The sequence below is a fragment of the Pseudomonas sp. MWU13-2517 genome, from assembly GCF_023242545.1.
In the GTDB taxonomy this organism is placed as follows: domain Bacteria; phylum Pseudomonadota; class Gammaproteobacteria; order Pseudomonadales; family Pseudomonadaceae; genus Aquipseudomonas.
The window spans coordinates 258,194-274,892 of sequence record NZ_JALMFA010000008.1; the positions used below are offsets into that span (position 1 = coordinate 258,194).

Below are 16,699 nucleotides of genomic sequence, written 5' to 3' on the forward strand. Positions count from 1 at the left end.
ATTAAATCGCCTTGAGGGTGCCGTCTTGGGCACGGGTGGTGTTGCCGTCGTGGTAGATCTTGCGCCACGGGTCGCCCGCCCCACTTGGTGCGACGGTCCGGAACATCAAGTTCATGCTGTTTCCCGTAACCACTTGTGCAACAAGATCCATAGCGCAGTTTTGGAAAGGGTACTGAGCGCGAATACCCGCCCAGTAAGCACCGCCTGCGGGTACCACCGTCGTGCTGTCCCCGTAGTTAATGAAGTGACTGCCTTGCTCGATAAATGCGGAGTTACCCACCATGGGTGCTGGTGAGCTCACGTCCTGGATGTTCCCCGCAGCACTACCCACTGCCTTCAGCGCCGCCGTTCCCAATCCAAGATTAGCGCGCGCGGTCGCGGCTGAGGTTGCCCCAGTGCCACCATTTGCAACAGGAACGGTAGTCATGCTCGCCACCGGCCCAAGTCCGGCAAGCGTTGCCCCCCACTGCTGAACCAGCACGTTTACCGCATCGGCCAAAGCCTTTGGATAGCCGTTCACCGGTACGATGCCGTAAACAGCGCCAGCGGTGTTGGCTCCGCGGTACGCGGGCGAGATAGATACCAACGTATCGCTGGAAGGGTTAATTATCTGGTAGATACCGTTATCCGGACCAACAAACATATCGCCTGATCGGCAATTAGAAAACTTCGTACCTGACCCAGTAACGGAAGTACTGCCATTTGCAACGGTTACGGTCCCTTCTGTAAACCAAGAAGCCATGAGATTCTCCGAGCAATAAAAAAGCCCGTGCATGACGGGCCAGCGTTATCAAAAAATTGATCAAGATGTCATACGGGCAACAAGAATAGTTATCCCTATGAATGTCGCGTTGTAACCTGAGATACCTATAGCCGCAACGGTTATAGTCCGATTAGGATAATCCCAAATAAAACTTATTTGTCTGTTGTTCTCAATCCCAACCGTATTAACCCCTACTCCCATATTATTTATCAACACATATTCTTCCTCGGCCATAGTAAAAGGTGCCTGAAAGTACGTAATGGTTTGACCTTGCCCAGTCTGTCCACTGCCCGTGTACGCCCAGTTATTGGTCGCCCTTACGAAAAGCGCCGCGGGGGTGCCGCTGTCGAAGACCAATTTCTTCCCCGCCCCCCAGATTCGAGCCCCAAACTCTGCAACTGGGGCACTGCCAAATATGCCAGCAAACCATCGCCCAACTGGTTTGATTGTGTAGTTGTTGAATATCCGGATGCGGAATCCTGTCCAGTTACCCGGACTGCCGTACACCTCTATATTCGCCATACCGATATTTCCAGCGGCACTGTCCGGGCGTATAAAAATTAGAGGTTGTTCCTGGGTTGTAAATGGAGTCGGGAAATAGGTCATAGAAGAATTTCCGCTTTCCTCAGTCCCGGTATATCTACCTTTGTGAATAACCATTAACCGGAAAAATTCCGAGTCAATAATTACACGATCATCTGGCGGTGCGGTGAAAGAAAGACCATACGAGTCAGCCATTATTTAAACCTCACTACAAACAATCGCATAACCGTTGAGGATCTCCCTGAGTTCCCCCAGGGATCTCCCCTCAAAGTCTTCCAGACCCTTACAACCCCATTTAGCACCTCGGGTTCAAGCTGTTTGTCATTCAGAGGTGACGCAGCTTGAGCAAGGACACAAAACGCTGACGCGTTATCAGGGGTGACGCCCGTAACGGCAATATCCAGGTATTTGACATTCCCCCATGTCGAAGGTGTGAGAACCGCGGTATACACGACTCTCATGGTGAAGGAACTTGGTGTGATTTCAGGAACGTTTCCAGGCCCCCAAGTCCACATACCGTACTCTTCCATCAGGATTGTCTCCCCACCATTACGCGCTTATCTTCATTTCCATCAAACACGGTCAGGCCATCGTTATTGAGCAGCGACGAACCACCCGTGCCCGCGCTACGGAGGGTGAACGTACCTGCAGGGATGTTGATCTCCAGCAGCGGCCGACCTTTTGCATCCACAGCCGGCGAGCGCAGTACCATTCCCAGGATGATTTCCTGAATGATCGCCTTGCTGATGATGGCTGTGTTGAATACGGCCTGGCCGTTCTCAATGACGAACATCGGATCAACCTTGCCGTTGACCTCATTCACTACGCCGAACCGTTGGGCAAAGATCAGAAACTCCGACTGATCACCGTTCGAACCAAAGGCCAAACCAGATACAACCTTCCGGCCGTCAACGATGGTCTGCGCCTTCATGGTCGTCTGAGCCAGCACCTTGCCGTTGAGCTGCACCACAGTCTCGCTGACGGCCTGCACGGATGCACTTGTCTGGCCGATGCTCGACTGCAGCGTTTCCGAAACCTTGGCCTGAGCCTCGGTTTCAGATGCTCGCACCCGTTTCTCGGTGCTGATAGCTGCCGTGGAGTCCCAAGCTTTGATAGCGCCAGCCAGGTCGCCGGACCCATCATCCCCGCGGACGGATGCTCGCAGCGCCTCATTGCTCGAAGCTTGCGATGTGATCTTCCCGTCCAGGTTGGTGACCTTGGTGTCCAGGCTTGTGATGGCCTGGGCATTGCCGTTCGCTTTTTGATCGACTTCCGATAGATCGCTTTTCAGCTGCGTGATCTGCGCCGCGGACGTCTCGCGGTTGCTGGCAACCACCTGCTCCAGAACGGTCAGCGACGACTTGTTGTCACCTACCTGGGCACCCAGGGTGAGAAGTTGCTGAGCCAGCGCATCGGTCTCGGTTGCCCGGGTTTTACGTTCCACGGCAAGATCGGCCGTGGACGTCCACCCCTTGATTGCGTCCGCAAGATCGCCAGCACCGTCATTTCCACGAGCGGCTGAGCGCAACGCCTCGACCGAGGTGGCAGTCGCTAATACCTTTCCGTCGATCTCTTCGATCTTGGTCTCAATGATCTGAACTTGGGACACCAGTGCATCGGTGGTCTCAAGAATGGTGCCGATATCGATCCAGTAATCAGCGTTGGGCGGCGCGGCCCCCACCGGCACCGGCCCTTTGGCTTGGTAGAGGCGCTGATCAAGCCGGACAATGTCACCCTTCAAATATGGCTTCGCCGGGGCGTAGGCCAGAGCGTCGTTCACCTGCTTGATCAGGTCCTCCAGTTCCTGCTTGGCCTCCTCAAGGCGCTCATTTACTGAGCCTGGCCCATCGCCGGTGATCAGCTCGATCTCCTGACGTAAGCTCTGGTACAGAGCGCCCTTGCCAATCTTCTCCGCGTAGTACGCCTCATAATCGCTCTGCTTGGTGCTGGCTTGGCCGTTGACGGCCCCAGGCACCGGGAAGAACGGGCCGACATTGCCAGTCCGGTCCACCAGCCTGGCCCAAAAGAACAGACTGGCCCCAGCCAAAAGGCTATGCATCTCGTGGGAGGCCTGCGGGTAGCTGAAGTCGCTCAGCTTGGCCGCCGTCGTCAGATCAGCAGACTGGCTGTACCAAATCTCTGTCCGCTGGGTGTCTTCAGCACCAGGTGGAAACCCCCACTGGATACCAATGCCATATATCAGGCTGGTGGTGGTCAGGAACGACACGGCCGGCGGTAGGCCTGTCTTGCCCTCAAGGTTGGTCAGGATTGAGCTTTTCCATATCGACGAGATCTCGAAGGCGCTCACAGCACGCACTCGAGCCAGGTAAGCGCCTGAGTAGATGCCGGTGACATCCACGCTGGTCGAACCGGTGCGCTGCACCTTGATCCAGTTGCCGTTATCCTTGCGCCACTCCACGTCATAGGCGACTGCGCCGGTCACGGCAGGCCACGAGATGTTCATGGTGCTGATCGCTATGCCCTGGTTCACGGCGTAGCTGGATGTCAGCGTAACGCTGGCCGGAGCCGGTACCACGGTGATCGGGATCACGCTGATGGGGCGCTCCTCCAGCCGTGCACCGGTGTCGATGTGCGCGAACTTGCTCGGGTCGTACTGCACGGCCGAGATTTCGAACACGCCAGGCTCTGGCCGGGAAACGCTGGTCACCCGGTAGAGCGGGATGGCCAGGTCGTCAGCATCGAGCGCCCACACCAGTTCCCGCTCAGGCGCCACGGAGTATGCTGTGGTGACCGTGACCTGGCGACCACTGACCAGTTGCACGGTGCGCCCCTCGCACTTGCCGTCGGGCAGGTTGAGGATCAGCCGGTCACCGGGCTTGGCCTGGGTGTCGCGGTCCAGGGTGATGACTTTGCCATTTACGGCTGAGATGCGCCCGCCCACGGGCCGACCGGCCAGCAGTTCGTCAGCGATCGGAACGACGTAGCCAGGCAGAGGGATACGTCCGTCCAGGCCGACACGAAACGTTACCGCCCGGTCCTTGGAGTTGGTGAGCAACGCCCACTTGCCGCGGCGCTGCGCCTCAGACTCACGCGTGCAGCCGATCGCGCTGATCTCCAGCGGGTTATCGCCGTAGCGCCGCTGCAGCTTCTGATCGGTCACCGCCGTGACGTCGGTGTCGTAGTTGTTCGCCGGATTGTCGTAACTGACCAGCGCCCGACTGTAGCGAGTGCGCTCCGATGCGCTCGAATAGGTGAATGGCTGACGCCCCTCAGTGATGACGTTCGCACCGCTATAGGCGAAGTCGTAGTCAGTGGCGCGCGGCATATCCGAAAGGGTGAATACCTGGCCCTGGGCCCAGTAGGTCATCCCTCGGTAGATCGCCGAGATGTCGCGCAGCAGCGACCAGGCATCAGCCTTGCTCTGCAGATTCAAATTGCAGATAAAGCGCGGCTCCTGCCCACCCTTCCCGTCCGGCACCAGCTGGTCGCAGTACTGCGAGATCCGGTACAACTCCCACTTGTCCACCATCCACGGCTTGATGCGGCGTCCAAGGCCGAACCGATCGTTTGTGGTGATGCCGTAGGTGTGCCAGACGGGATTATCCGTCCACGCCTCCTTGAACGTACCATCCCAAATTCCGGTGTAGCTGCGGGAGCGCGGATCGTAGTTGCTTGGCACCTGCCACTTTCGACCATCACATTCAACGGTGACAGCCGGGATATTGCGGAACTGCTCGGCCGAGAACTCGATGTAGAGCAGGGCCGTGTTCGGGTAACGAATCTTTGCGTCAATCACCTCGGTAAATCCGGCGATCTGCATGATGTCGGAGATTTTGTTGTTGTTTTGGTTGATCGTCAGGCGGGTGATGCGCATCAACCAACCAGTTGTCGCTCTTGGCAAGTCAATGCGGCGTGTGCGCTCGTAGGTGCTGGTGGTCTTGCCGTCGACAGCCTCGCTCAGAACTTGCTGGTAGGCGCCGCCGTCGGTAGCCAGTTCGACCTTGTACTCGATGCGGTAGCCATTAATATTGCCGCCAGAGTCAACGGATTGAAGGGCTGGCCACGCAAAACGCACACGAACAGCAGAAAGCTGAGTGTTGGTTATGGCGCGCACCCAGGGTGTTCCGCTGCGCAATTCTGTGCTGATCGTCGTCTCGTTTTCGACTGAAGGAATTCCGCCAATCGAGGTTTGATCCACGGCCCCGGTACGCCACTCCCACTTCACGTTCGGGAAGTTCATATTGCCCTGAGGATCTTGCAGTGGAGTGTTGTCGAGGCAAATATCGCGAGCAGTTGGCGTGCCTTCAAACTCACCCTCGCCCACGGCGATCAGCATCTTGGCAATTGCGACAGAGCGCAGGCTGTCCGGCGCCTCGGTCGGCGTCTTTGGCTTGTCTTCGCCGCCCTTGGCGCCGTGGATATCAATCTTACTTGCTACGCCCATGCTTTTCTCCAGACGAAAAAAAACCGCCGTTGGCGGTTTAAACCCTTAAGAAATCTGTCTTGACATTAATATATGGTGCTCAGGTATATACATTCTATTTATATCTATATCATCAAAAATGCCAAACCGATTAGCAAGATCAAGCTTTTCATTTGTATGCTTGAACGACACACAATAATAATAGATCAAAACTAATTCATCAGGAGAAATACTAGCCTTCAATAACGAAATGTACGGATCAACCAAGTAACCTTTATCATCAACATATTTCATCAGAACAAACAATATAGAGAAATATCTGGATAACTCTTGTGAATTCTGATCCCAGAAGTCCGACCACCCTTGAGTAATATTCGCTTGATTTTGCTCGAGCTCATCATCAGCTCTATCTAACCCTGTAAAATTTGCCAGCAACAACCGCAGATACTTACTAAAACAAGCCTGCCCATGAAGTTGCCGTTGTAATGATGTTAAATTGAAAGAGGAAACTATCTCCGAAACTTGAGCAAGCATCCGTAAAAAAATGTCTTCAAAGTTTTTCTGCCTAGAGCTATCAACTTGACTTACAAGCGCATTTGCTGAACGCTGTAGTTCATCTCGCGTCTCCTTCAACTCTACCCGCTGAATGACAATTGTCATCAACAACCCCATGAAGGTTAGGAAGGTCAGCACTGGATTGACGACCCCTCCAAAAAAATCTCCAAACTCTCCATGCCCTGCCTTGTCCCCCGCAACACTAAAGGTCAGATAAACATCTATAAAGAGTACTGTAAGAACGAAAAAAATTGCAAAAACCAGCAAGTTATGAAGTGGCTTTATGTTGATTTTTTCGCCTGGCTTGACCATGGATTCAAGCCAATAAAAAAAGGTAATCCTTCGAAAAAAATCCATAAGCTTCAATCCTTAAAAGATGAGAATTTTGCTACATTTGGTCTTCGGCGTAAATGGAGGCGCTGACAACCGCACCACCCCAGCGTCGCCTACCCGCACAAAGTGGCACGGGATTACCGGACGCAGTGGTATTTCGAGCCGATCCGAATGCGTAAGACGGCTGGTTTTCCGGCGCCGCGCTCGTCTTGAGTCCGCCGGCCTGGGGGCTGAGCATCTGTATAACGCCGCCGGCGACCATTCCGATGCCGCCAGCGATAAGGGCTGCACCAATAGGCGATGCGAGGCCAAAAGACATACCACTAACAACGATACCGGCAACAACCATCACCGCACCCACGATTGTTTGCAGTAGCCCGGCCCGTTTGGATCCGGTGATGACGGGCACTATTCTGATTTCACCCCTACCTTGGAAGCCCAGCTCTCCCTCTCCTATATTTTTCTTGCCGCGAAACACTGCAAACTCCAGACCCCTCGATTTGGCATTGGACAGAAACCTTTCGAACCCAGGGATCTGCACGCAAAGAGCTTTGATTGCCTCCGCCGGACTCCTGACAGAGAATTTATATTCCTTCCCAAATTCACGTAGTAGACCGCCGAGACGTACGGTTTCTAACGGGGTGTATTCAATCGAGACGACTGCCATTGATATCTCCAGATGCAAAAAAACCGCCCTTAGGCGGTTCGGTATATACCGATATTCAGATGCAGGTTTTGGCGGCATCCTTCCACCCGCTTGTTCCAGCCCAATCCATGGGTAGAAACACCTTTACCAGTGATCCGCTATTTGATTTGTCCACGACCGCTAGCGCCACTACCCCGGAAAATGTCGAGGATGCCGAGATTTTGTAGCCGCTATCTGTTTCGATGGATGTGGTCGATGGGTTGAACTCCTGCCACTTTGGGCCAAGGCATCGAGCAAACTGCTGCGGTGTCTTCTGTGACGACGCAGAAAACGCGGGCTTATCCTTTTGCATTCCTGACGTAGTGCATCCGGACAGCATCACAACGCCGGCCATAGCCGCAGTCAATAAAATACGCATGACATCCCTCCTTGTTAAAGGAGGGAGCGTATCACTACAAACTCGGCCTTCCTACGCGGTGAGCGCGCCTTCGACAAAACCGAGAGCGCTCAACACGTCCTTTCTGATGTTGAACGTCCTGCACATGAACAGCATGTGATTGCCGTTTTTGGCCTCATCGAGCATCTCGCGAACTTCCTTGGCGACCACTGCACGGTCCAAAATCATGTTGAGCTGCATTTCCGCGCCTTCAGGGATCTTGGAATTATCAATTTCAGCCTGATTAGATCCAAGAATGACGTTGGCTCTCATTACCTTTCCGAGATACTCAACCTTCAAAACTTCGTTCCCTTTAGCGTCTCGCGCTTTTTCTCTGCGACTGACCGGGTTCATTTTTCGCTCCTTGAATATCTTGCGGTTGCACGAAAGCCCCGAATTAACGGGGATCTTCGTGTTGCAATGAGGCTAGGCCGCATCAAGAGCAAGAGTCAACTGTAGCTGCTCGCGCCAATAATCTACGTTGTGCTCTAGTCCTGGCTTTGACCAGCGCCACCCCGAAAGCTCTTTTCCGCTTAGGCTTGCGAGTTTCTGGCCGCGCTCAAGTGCAAGACATGCGGAATCGAAGCGCTTACGAACATCTACGTCGCCATGGAGAAGAGCGTCGATTTGTAGGTCGCACCACACCGAGAAGTCGGCGGACAACCACCGCGCAAATGCGACAGCCAACTTAGGGTGCAGCCATACCCCGCCGTTCCGCCCCATCTTCCTACGAATTAATGTGTCGGAGGATCCGACACATAGTCGTTTGGCCAGAGCCTCCAGGTATTCCGACGTGGTCGGTAGCGCGAGCCAGTGACTTGGCCTTTTGCCAAATTTCTTTGATATCGCTGTCGCATTCAGCCAGCCATCCGCGCTGAGCTGCACCGGATGGCCTTCGTAATCAAACGGAACGATATTGCTCATACTGTTTTCCTCCACTCGACCGAGGCTGCTGCACCAGGATTGAAGCCGTCCAGCGGCATCTGGCTCTTCTCGCTGACCGAGTAGCGCTTGCCCTCGACCAGCATCAACCAGTGTTCTTCGGTCTTGCGGATCAGCTGGCCGGAGCGGCCGACCAGATTTGGCCGCTCCGGCATCAGTAGCAAGGCGCGACCACCTGCTTTGAGGGTGAAGTTCATGCTGCCACCCTCCACTTCACTTTCTCCATCGCCGCTAGGGCAAAGTCGAACAGCGCAGTAGGCGAAATATGAAGTCCGTTCGATCCAGTGACTGCCGCCAGGAACTGAGTTGGCGACATCACGCACGCATCGAACGGAACAGGCTGCACCTGACGCTTGCCAGAGCCGTCAGTGAAAACCAAGTAACGCTGGGTTTCAGAAAGATCGATTGGGATGTCGAGGGACTGACCATCGCCCTTCGGTAAGTATTCGCCCTCGATCGCGTAGCTCGCGACAAAATTGCAGGCTGCATCCATTTGGTCAGCGGGGATCAGCTCCATGCGCGGAACATCGAAGCGAGCGTGAAGTGCGGATGCCAGCTTGGCAGTAGCGCTGCGCTGATGCTCAGCATCAAGTTTGGCAACACGGCATCGCATGACGTTGCCAAGCCGAAGGGCTCCGACCTTGCCGAGAAGTTCATCAACCATAGGCGTCATAACGCTCTGGGTGTCTTCATACCGGCCGTGCTTACGGATCGCAGGAAGAACCTCAGCGGTCACCCATTTTTTGAAGCGTTTGGCTTCCGCCTTACGACTGCGCAGGATTGCCGAATAAAGGCCGGATTCGTTTATGACCAGCATTTCTTGGTCGCCGCCAGGGGTACGCACAATCTGCGTACCCTTTTCGTCTTCGTCCAAGTTTCGAGTCATGTCACCAGCAATACGGTATTCCAGTGCAGACGACACATCGGCGGCAACGAACCACGGCTGATCATTAATCAGCAGCGTCCGTACCTGTTGCTCGCCAAATTTGAAAGGGATGACATTGGATGTAGCTGTGCTAATATCGCCCATGACGATTTCTTCCTCGAAGTTGATCTCGTTAACCCCAACCTCAGCGCCGGCCAGCGCTGGGGTTTTTTTATGCCTGCTTGATTTGTTCATCTCGTTGCATCGCCTCCCTTAGCGCCTTCCCCACCAGCCAGTTCTGGCTGCGCTCCTCTTGCTGCGATTTCCTTTCCAGCCAAGCCTTAATTTCTGGCTCCGCACGAAAAATCACCTGCTGCATTTCTCTGACTTTCATATCTCACCTTGTGCATCACCGTTGTTCACAACTCAAATGTATAACGGTGATGCATTGTCGTCAATACCACCGTGATGCATTCTTGACGAATGACTGTAAACTTTTTGTTTCGAGGTATTCGTGAGCCGCACCGATCCACAATTCAATCTCCGAATCCCAGAAGCCCTGCGTGATCAGGTTATGGCTGCCGCGAAAGAGAAAGGCCGCTCTGCGACTGCCGAAATACTTGCTCGGCTTGAGCTGAGCTTTATTGGTGAGGCGCCTCAGCAAGAGCTGATTCCAGCATCAAGAGCCAAGGAGATGGCGACGATTGCACGACAGAGCGTTCCTAGCGTCGTGAAGAAGCGCGTGCTGGACGGTATCAACCAGGCTGTTGCGATGGGCCATGCTTCTGCCCATGTTGACTTGAAGGACTTAGAGATTGAGGCGATGCCTGAGGCAGACATGAACGGCATCATGGAAGCCTTCACGAACTGGTTGGAAACAGCCGGATACCGAATTGAATGGGATGGTTCGGAGCATCTCTCCATCTGGTTTGACGACCTGTGATCTCCCCTCTAGAGCCGCTCGTTTGTTAACCACCAAATTTCAAGCGTTCGGCGCTTTCACCCACTTGCTCTGTGCCTCCTTAGCAATAAAGAAATATGGAACTTAATTCATGGATGCCACACCGAACAACCCTATTCAAAACAACCTACCCCAGGGAATCAAAGAGGCGGATTTACTAGAAGCAATAAAAAAATCTGGATACCCACTACAGACGAGAGTAGCAAAAAAATTAAGCGACCGCTTCAACCTCCATGAAGAATGGTCATTCAAAGACAGGGACAGCGGCACTTTACGCGCACTCGATATCTTCGCCAATATGCCGCTAGTCGATTATAGCGCCCCCCAACCACGCACTTCGCCTCACCTAAGCATTTTATTGGAATGCAAACAGTCAGAACTACCATTCATATTCTTTGAAACTGAACACCCCGCCAGACTAACTGGCTTCCCTCCAATAGCAGGACTGAAAAGCCATAGCATTGAAGTTGCAACTAACGAAGACCATTCCGTATACATTCTTTCCATCCTAACAGCTCTGGGACTTAGCAATCACGACTTCATAACGCGCCCTCCTTTTTCCAACACTTTTAGCAAGTGCGGTCGTCGCGGAAGTTCACTGGAGCTTTCAGGAGAGGACGCATACAACAGCGTAGTCATGCCTCTAATAAAAGCGGCAACTCATTATGAGATTTCGGAATACCCCAAGCCGACATATAGATACTTTCAAGCCAACCTGACCCTCCCTGTTGCCGTATTGAGTGCTCCAATGGTGATTGCAAGGTCAGACGGAGAAACTCAGTTCACTCCTTGGGTAAGAGTTACTCGCCACGAATATGATGGCGACAATTACGATCGCAACAAGAGCCGCTTTTGGGCCATTGATGTAGTTCACGAAGACTACCTGAGCACTTACCTCGACGAACATGTTCTACCTTTTGCCAGAGAATTCGCAGAAAAAGTTCTCAAGCACGACGAAGAGCTCGCGTCGGGTGAAGGATTCACAGAACAACTAGATGGCGATGTTTTTCGAATTGGCGTTAGTGCCTTGAAGCCCCGCCCAATCTCCAAAAAAGTATTTGGAACATTCCGAAATTTTATAGAAAAGCTCGCGAATAACAGCATAAAGATTAAATAGATTCGGATTAGTGGGAGAGTTTTTAGGGCAATGCCCACTACCTTTATGTAAGTTTGATTCTCCCTCGCTCAGTACTTGACTTGGATTCAGACCTGCGAATATAAGGCGGGCAGCTCGAGAAGATCGTCATTTGCGAAAAATGACGTGGATAAATTCGGGTTAGCGGACGCCAATATGGCACACCGCCTTCAACTTCACTTCACGTCCCGATGACGCAACACAAGGCGCGTTCTGTCATGCCAGGGCCCGCCGTAGACGATGATCTCGGACGGCCTGCCGTACAGGTGGTGCAGCAGAAAGGGGCCAGGCCCGAAGGTGCCCGACTCTTCCCCTGGTAACGTCGGGTCGGTGCCTAAGTAAATCCCTGCATGGTTCGGGTGAACCGTCCGACCTACGTGCATGACGATCAGGTCGCCCCGCTGCGGGCGGTCGACGCGCACAAAGCCCGCTGCCTCGTAGTGCTGCTCGTACAGGCTGACGTTCTCCGAGCTCTCCCACCAGCCATCGACGCGCTGAAAGGCTTCGAACTCCAGCCCCCACTCGCGCAGGTACCAGTCAGCACAGACCTGCCAGCAGTCCCAGGCGCCGTGTACGAAGGGGCGATTGAGCAATGGAGTGCTGCCAGTTGGCGTAATCGTGCGCATGTCGCCCTCCGGCCAGGACAGGATATGCCAGGGCAAGGCCGTGGCCTCGCACATGGCCAAGTCATGGGGTGACGGCCTGCTGGTGGCGTCCGGGTGAGAGTGAACGATGCCGATCACCTCGCCCAGGTCTTCCGCTGACGCGTAGTCCTCTGGATCCAGCCGGAACTCTTCGTTCGGCTCGGTCGCGATGTTCCTGCACGGGAAATACTTCTGCGCCCGGCCGACTGCCAGCAGCAGGCCGCAACACTCTTTCGGGTACTCGGTTGCAGCGTGCGCCTGGATCGCCGCGATGATGTGCTTGCGCATAGTCAACTCCTGCTAATCAAGTTCACAGCGGGAAATCCACCGAAATTTAGCTCTTCGTTTTCGCCGAATCTGAGCTTGCAGGACGACAGACAGCCCTTGCACTGATCCTTCGAGGGGGCATCCGTGGGGTTGTCTTCGTCATCAAACATCGCTGTCCCCGTGTAGTTACAGTCAGGGCCCCTGTATCCCCCTGTCATGGCCCAGTGGCAAAACGTTGTCATCTGGCGGCCGGGCAATCCGTGGTTGTCGATCTCTCCCGGGGAGGAAAGCTCCCAGACCACGGCTTCCCCGTCCTCGCTGGTTTTCTGGTCGATGTACCAGATCTCCAGCGCCTCTTGAGTCGGGTCTGCGGCTGGGTTGCCGTCGGGGAAGTTGGCCGCATCGAGGTACTGGGCCAGAGTCTCGCGGACTGTTAGCTTGAACTTGAGCATGTCCTCGAAGGCCAGGCACAAAGCTGTAACCCGTCCATTCACGTTGCCCGCGGCGAAGGTCGGCCGAGAAGCGGTGCCGTCACTGCTCGAGGAAATACCCTCAATCTGCACCGGCCACGCCGCGTACTCCTGGCCCTGCCAGATAATCGCCTTGGCAGGCAGATCCTCTTCGGAACCTTCGTAGGCCAGCAATTCCTCTGGCGTGTGCGGGATGGCATGACCGTGGAAGCGTAGGTAATCCGCGCCGTACTCGGTCCCGTCAATTTCGAACAGGCGAATCTCGCCGCCGGGCTCCAGTTTCTGGATGTCCGTGATCAGTGCCATGGGCGGTTATCTCAGGGGTGAAAGGTTTGCTGGAAGGTGGCGGTGATGGCGTAGACCTGGCCGCCACGATGAACAGGCTTGTAGCCGTTGCACTTGTAGAGCCCAAGCACGCCGAGTGGTGGCGTCCAGAGAAACGCCTTTGCCCCTTTGTGCTTGTCGAGGAACTTCCTGATCTCCAGGATTCGCGCGGCCATACCGGTAAACGTCACCGGCCAGGATTCCGACTGATTGTTCAGTCCGTCCTCGACCGACTGCTCATAGCCATCGCCGAACTTTTTGGTCCGGACGCGCTGGGTAATCTCCCCTTCCGCGCCCTTCTCCGTTGCCCATGTAAATCGTTCGATTGCCATCAGCGCCCCTTGATTGCTTTGTTGATGACGCCGCCCTGGCCCATGTCCTTGTTGCGCATCTGCTGGTACTTCTGCTCCACAAAAGCCGCCAGCTCCTTGCCGAACAGGTCGTAGCCAGGCGCGTCGGCGGAGGATGATGCGTTGCCGTCTCCGTCGATATGCACCTCGACGTTGATCTGCGTTGCACCCGCCCCGCCACCGCCCATGGCCATAACACCCAGCTTGCCGCTGGATGTGCGAGTCAGTGGCATGATCGCCTCTGCTCCAGCCTCCCCCATGACTCCGGTTTTGCCGTTGGCCATTCCAAATGCTGTGGGCTTGCTGACGACCGAATTGGTGAAGGCGCCGCCGTCGGCGAACATCTGCACACCGCCCGACCAGGCGCCGCCCAAAGCTTGCGGGAAGTAGGTGCCGGAATAGCCGCCAGCCGAGGCGCCAAGGTTTGACGACGCGGCACCTGCAGACCCGGCCGCCAGTCCGTTGCCGCCGGCCGCGCTACCACCGAGGTAACTCGCTGCCGAGCCCACCAGGCTGCTCAGCAATGCCGAACTGGCCTGCCGTGTTGCAATGCGTGCCATGTCTGCGAGAACCGACTTCGTGAAGTCAGCAAACGAGAACTTCCCTGTCGTGGCGAAGTTAACGACCGCGTCCTCCATCGAACTGAAGGCGTTGCCGAACAGGCTTTTCGTCTGCCCGGCGACGTTTCGTGCCGAGTCCAGGTAGTTGTCCCAAGCCGCTGTCGCGCCTTTGGTCCAATCGCCCTGGGCGTTCTCCACGTCCGCGTAGTTCTGCCGGATCTGGTCAGTAGCGGCCTTGTTCGCGTCGGCGAGCGCCTGCGACTTACGCTTGAATTCTTCCTCCGACATATTGCGCGACGGATCGGACTTCTGGTTGGCCAGCTCCAGCGACTGCTGAGCAAACCGGTCTTGCTGGCTGTTCAGCTCGCTGCTGAGTGCGTTTTGGCGGTCACCCTGCCCCACGCCAAGAACCGCGCGCTGCCCGGCAAGCTCCAGGGCTCGCTGTTGCTGCCCCAGTGCCTGCACGTAGGTACTGATCGCCCGCTCCTGCTTCGCCAGGCGCCCGGTCTCGTTGGTTGCCAGCACTTCAAGCTGGCTGTCGGCATCCTTCTGCGCCTTGACCATCCCCGCACGCGCGTCAGCGATCTTCTGGTCGAGCTGGATACTTTGCGCGGCAGTGGCGGACTTCTTGCCCTTGGCGGCCTCCAGAGTGGATATCTCGGCCTCGTAGGCTGCCGTTACCTGGTCGCGCTCATTACCGATCAGGGCTTGGCGCCGCAACAGGTAGTCTGCCTCTGAAATAAGCCCAGCCTTTTGCGCTGCGTCCAACTGCTTCTGGTAGTTTTTGTAGTCGGTAGCGATGGCCGCTAGGTTGTTCTTCGCGTCATTGAAGCCGGTCAGATCCACGCTGCCGGCAGCAACCGTGGGGTCTTTGTTCTTGTCTTTAATGTTTTGGATCGTCTTAGCCACATAGTCTGGCTGGACGAGCGGACTGTCCGGGTTTGCTTTGCGGAGATTTTCGACTGACCGCTGGTAATCTTTGATCAGCTTATTGCGCTTCTCTGCATTGGTCAGGTTTGAATCGCTGATTGCCTTGAGCTTCTGCTCGGCCTCAATCCCTTCCTGCTGAACACGCACCTGATCCTCTTGGGCTTTGGTTCGCTGACCACCAACAAAGACCATAAGCTGGAGCTGATACAGCTCCTTCTCAGAAGCCGCGAGTTTCTTCTGGGCGTCAGTGTCATCCGGGTCAGCTTTGAGCGCGCTTCGAGCGTAAGCCGCACTTTGGGTAAGTTCAGCGATCCTTTTGGCCGGCCCTTCATCGCGACCAATATTTTTTATCGCGTCGAGGGACTTCTTGGCCTCATCCGTAATGCCTTTCCACGCCCTTTCGATAGTGCCGAGATTCTGAGTGATCTCACCAGCCCTGCCCTTTACGGTGTCGGCGTAAGTGTCGGTCAAGAGCTTCGCTGCACCGATGGTGTCGCCCTGCTCCTTAAGCGCAACAATCTGTGAGTAAACCGAGGCGGTCAGGAAATGATACTGATCATTCAGAGACTTCGCAGCAGCAACTGGGTCCTCAGCAATCTTTACGAACTCCGCTACCGTCGCATCAACAGACCTCCCCGTCGCTTTCTCCATCGCCAAGGCGGCTTCTGAAATTTCAACGAAGCTCGCACCCGCAATCTTTCCATTGCCTGCCAGCGTCGACAGCACCTCTGCGGCCTGGCCAGTAGTGCCGACCGTTGCGCTGATCTGACGCGCCATATCGCTCAGTTGGCCCGCACTCACACCGGCGTAATTGCCTGTGAGGATCAGCGCCTTGTTGTAGTTATCTTGCTCCTCACTGCCTTGATGGTAGGCGTATGCAAGACCGCCTACGGCGGCGGTAGCCAAAGCCAGCGGTGTCAGGATGGCAAGCAAGCCAACAGCCCCTGCACCCGCGCCAGCGCCCAATTGAGCCACGGCGCGAACACCACTACCCCAGTCGCCCGAAGACAATGCATTGCCCAACTGAACAACGTTTTCCTGAGCTTGCCGGGTGCCCAGGCGCAGCTTGTCGAAACCGGTATTGGTTTTTTCGAGCTTTGCGTAATCCTTATCGATATTGCTCAGAGCTTTGTTGTAATCCTCCTGGCTCAAGCGCCCAGCATCCAGATGTTTGCCCAGTTGCTCTACCTGGGTATCCAGCTTGGCCAGGGCCGCGCGAGCCGGGTCGATGGCACCCAACAGACTGTTGAGGGCCTTCTGCTCATCCATGGCCGACTTGGCCAAGGCCACCTGCTGCTTGTCGAGCTGCGCCGAGATCTTCGCGGCCTCGGCCTCGCCATAGGCGCCGGTCTTCGTCAGCTTGGCGAGCGCGTCCCGCTGCTTTGCCAGGTCCTGCGTGGTCTTGGCGCTAGTGGAAAGCGATTTCTCCAGCGCCTGCATTTCGTTCATCAGCGAAACGGCGGATTGCTCGGCCCGGCCACCGGCCTTCGCCATCTCATCCAGGCTCGTTTTTGCCTGGATTGCATCGGCCGAGTCGATCTTGACGCCGAGCTCTGCGATATTCATCGACTCACCTTGAATAAGTGCCCGT

The 16,699-nt window shown here is 55.4% G+C and carries 17 protein-coding genes; 2 read left to right on the forward strand and 15 right to left on the reverse strand.

What is annotated here, in order from left to right; all coding sequences use genetic code 11:
* Position 1: 1 nt before the first annotated feature.
* From M5B97_RS14080 to M5B97_RS14130, 11 genes are all read right to left on the reverse strand, one after another.
* Positions 2-742, reverse strand: a complete 741-nt coding sequence (locus tag M5B97_RS14080; RefSeq protein ID WP_248731767.1) for a hypothetical protein — start codon at positions 740-742, stop codon at positions 2-4.
* 60 nt (positions 743-802) lie between these two features.
* Entirely contained in the window at positions 803-1,501 is a 699-nt protein-coding gene (locus tag M5B97_RS14085) for a hypothetical protein (RefSeq protein WP_248731768.1), read from the reverse strand.
* Between the two features lie 334 nt (positions 1,502-1,835).
* The gene (locus tag M5B97_RS14090; RefSeq protein WP_248731769.1) at positions 1,836-5,711 is read right to left on the reverse strand and encodes a phage tail protein; all 3,876 of its coding nucleotides are present in this window, start codon (positions 5,709-5,711) and stop codon (positions 1,836-1,838) included.
* Positions 5,712-5,756: 45 nt separating this feature from the next.
* On the reverse strand, positions 5,757-6,602 hold the full coding sequence (locus tag M5B97_RS14095; RefSeq protein ID WP_248731770.1) for a putative phage abortive infection protein: 846 nt from the start codon (positions 6,600-6,602) through the stop codon (positions 5,757-5,759).
* Between the two features lie 31 nt (positions 6,603-6,633).
* Positions 6,634-7,245 (reverse strand): tail assembly protein, encoded by a 612-nt coding sequence (locus M5B97_RS14100; RefSeq protein ID WP_248731771.1) that lies wholly within the window; start codon positions 7,243-7,245, stop codon positions 6,634-6,636.
* Positions 7,246-7,300: 55 nt separating this feature from the next.
* Positions 7,301-7,642 carry a hypothetical protein gene (locus tag M5B97_RS14105; RefSeq protein ID WP_248731772.1) on the reverse strand — a complete coding sequence of 114 codons (342 nt, stop codon included), beginning with the start codon at positions 7,640-7,642 and terminating at the stop codon, positions 7,301-7,303.
* A gap of 51 nt (positions 7,643-7,693) precedes the next feature.
* Positions 7,694-8,014: a hypothetical protein gene (locus tag M5B97_RS14110; RefSeq protein ID WP_248731773.1), complete on the reverse strand. Its 321-nt coding sequence runs from the start codon at positions 8,012-8,014 to the stop codon at positions 7,694-7,696.
* Between the two features lie 72 nt (positions 8,015-8,086).
* On the reverse strand, positions 8,087-8,584 hold the full coding sequence (locus M5B97_RS14115; protein WP_248731774.1) for a KilA-N domain-containing protein: 498 nt from the start codon (positions 8,582-8,584) through the stop codon (positions 8,087-8,089).
* A complete protein-coding gene (locus tag M5B97_RS14120; RefSeq protein WP_248731775.1) occupies positions 8,581-8,799 on the reverse strand; it encodes a hypothetical protein in 219 nt (72 codons plus the stop codon). Before M5B97_RS14120 ends, M5B97_RS14115 begins: the two co-directional genes overlap by 4 nt.
* On the reverse strand, positions 8,796-9,722 hold the full coding sequence (locus M5B97_RS14125) for a Bro-N domain-containing protein (RefSeq protein ID WP_248731776.1): 927 nt from the start codon (positions 9,720-9,722) through the stop codon (positions 8,796-8,798). The genes M5B97_RS14120 and M5B97_RS14125 overlap by 4 nt, the downstream gene beginning before the upstream one ends.
* On the reverse strand, positions 9,700-9,861 hold the full coding sequence (locus tag M5B97_RS14130) for a hypothetical protein (protein WP_201228843.1): 162 nt from the start codon (positions 9,859-9,861) through the stop codon (positions 9,700-9,702). Before M5B97_RS14130 ends, M5B97_RS14125 begins: the two co-directional genes overlap by 23 nt.
* Before the next feature lie 120 nt (positions 9,862-9,981).
* Between M5B97_RS14130 and M5B97_RS14135 the strand changes: the two genes are divergently transcribed.
* Entirely contained in the window at positions 9,982-10,410 is a 429-nt protein-coding gene (locus M5B97_RS14135) for an Arc family DNA-binding protein (RefSeq protein ID WP_201228842.1), read from the forward strand.
* 109 nt (positions 10,411-10,519) lie between these two features.
* Positions 10,520-11,545 carry a hypothetical protein gene (locus M5B97_RS14140; RefSeq protein ID WP_248731777.1) on the forward strand — a complete coding sequence of 342 codons (1,026 nt, stop codon included), beginning with the start codon at positions 10,520-10,522 and terminating at the stop codon, positions 11,543-11,545.
* Positions 11,546-11,739: 194 nt separating this feature from the next.
* On the opposite strand, the gene M5B97_RS14145 is transcribed toward M5B97_RS14140, so the two are convergent.
* From M5B97_RS14145 to M5B97_RS14160, 4 genes are read right to left on the reverse strand one after another with little or no spacing between them, the layout of a single operon-like run.
* Complete coding sequence (locus M5B97_RS14145; protein ID WP_248731778.1) at positions 11,740-12,495, reverse strand: C40 family peptidase; 756 nt, start codon at positions 12,493-12,495, stop codon at positions 11,740-11,742.
* Positions 12,496-12,497: 2 nt separating this feature from the next.
* Positions 12,498-13,250, reverse strand: coding sequence for a phage minor tail protein L (locus M5B97_RS14150; RefSeq protein ID WP_248731779.1), 753 nt, complete (start codon positions 13,248-13,250; stop codon positions 12,498-12,500).
* Between the two features lie 11 nt (positions 13,251-13,261).
* The gene (locus M5B97_RS14155; protein ID WP_106578040.1) at positions 13,262-13,600 is read right to left on the reverse strand and encodes a phage tail protein; all 339 of its coding nucleotides are present in this window, start codon (positions 13,598-13,600) and stop codon (positions 13,262-13,264) included.
* Entirely contained in the window at positions 13,600-16,674 is a 3,075-nt protein-coding gene (locus M5B97_RS14160) for a phage tail tape measure protein (RefSeq protein ID WP_248731780.1), read from the reverse strand. The genes M5B97_RS14155 and M5B97_RS14160 overlap by 1 nt, the downstream gene beginning before the upstream one ends.
* Positions 16,675-16,699 lie beyond the last annotated feature (25 nt).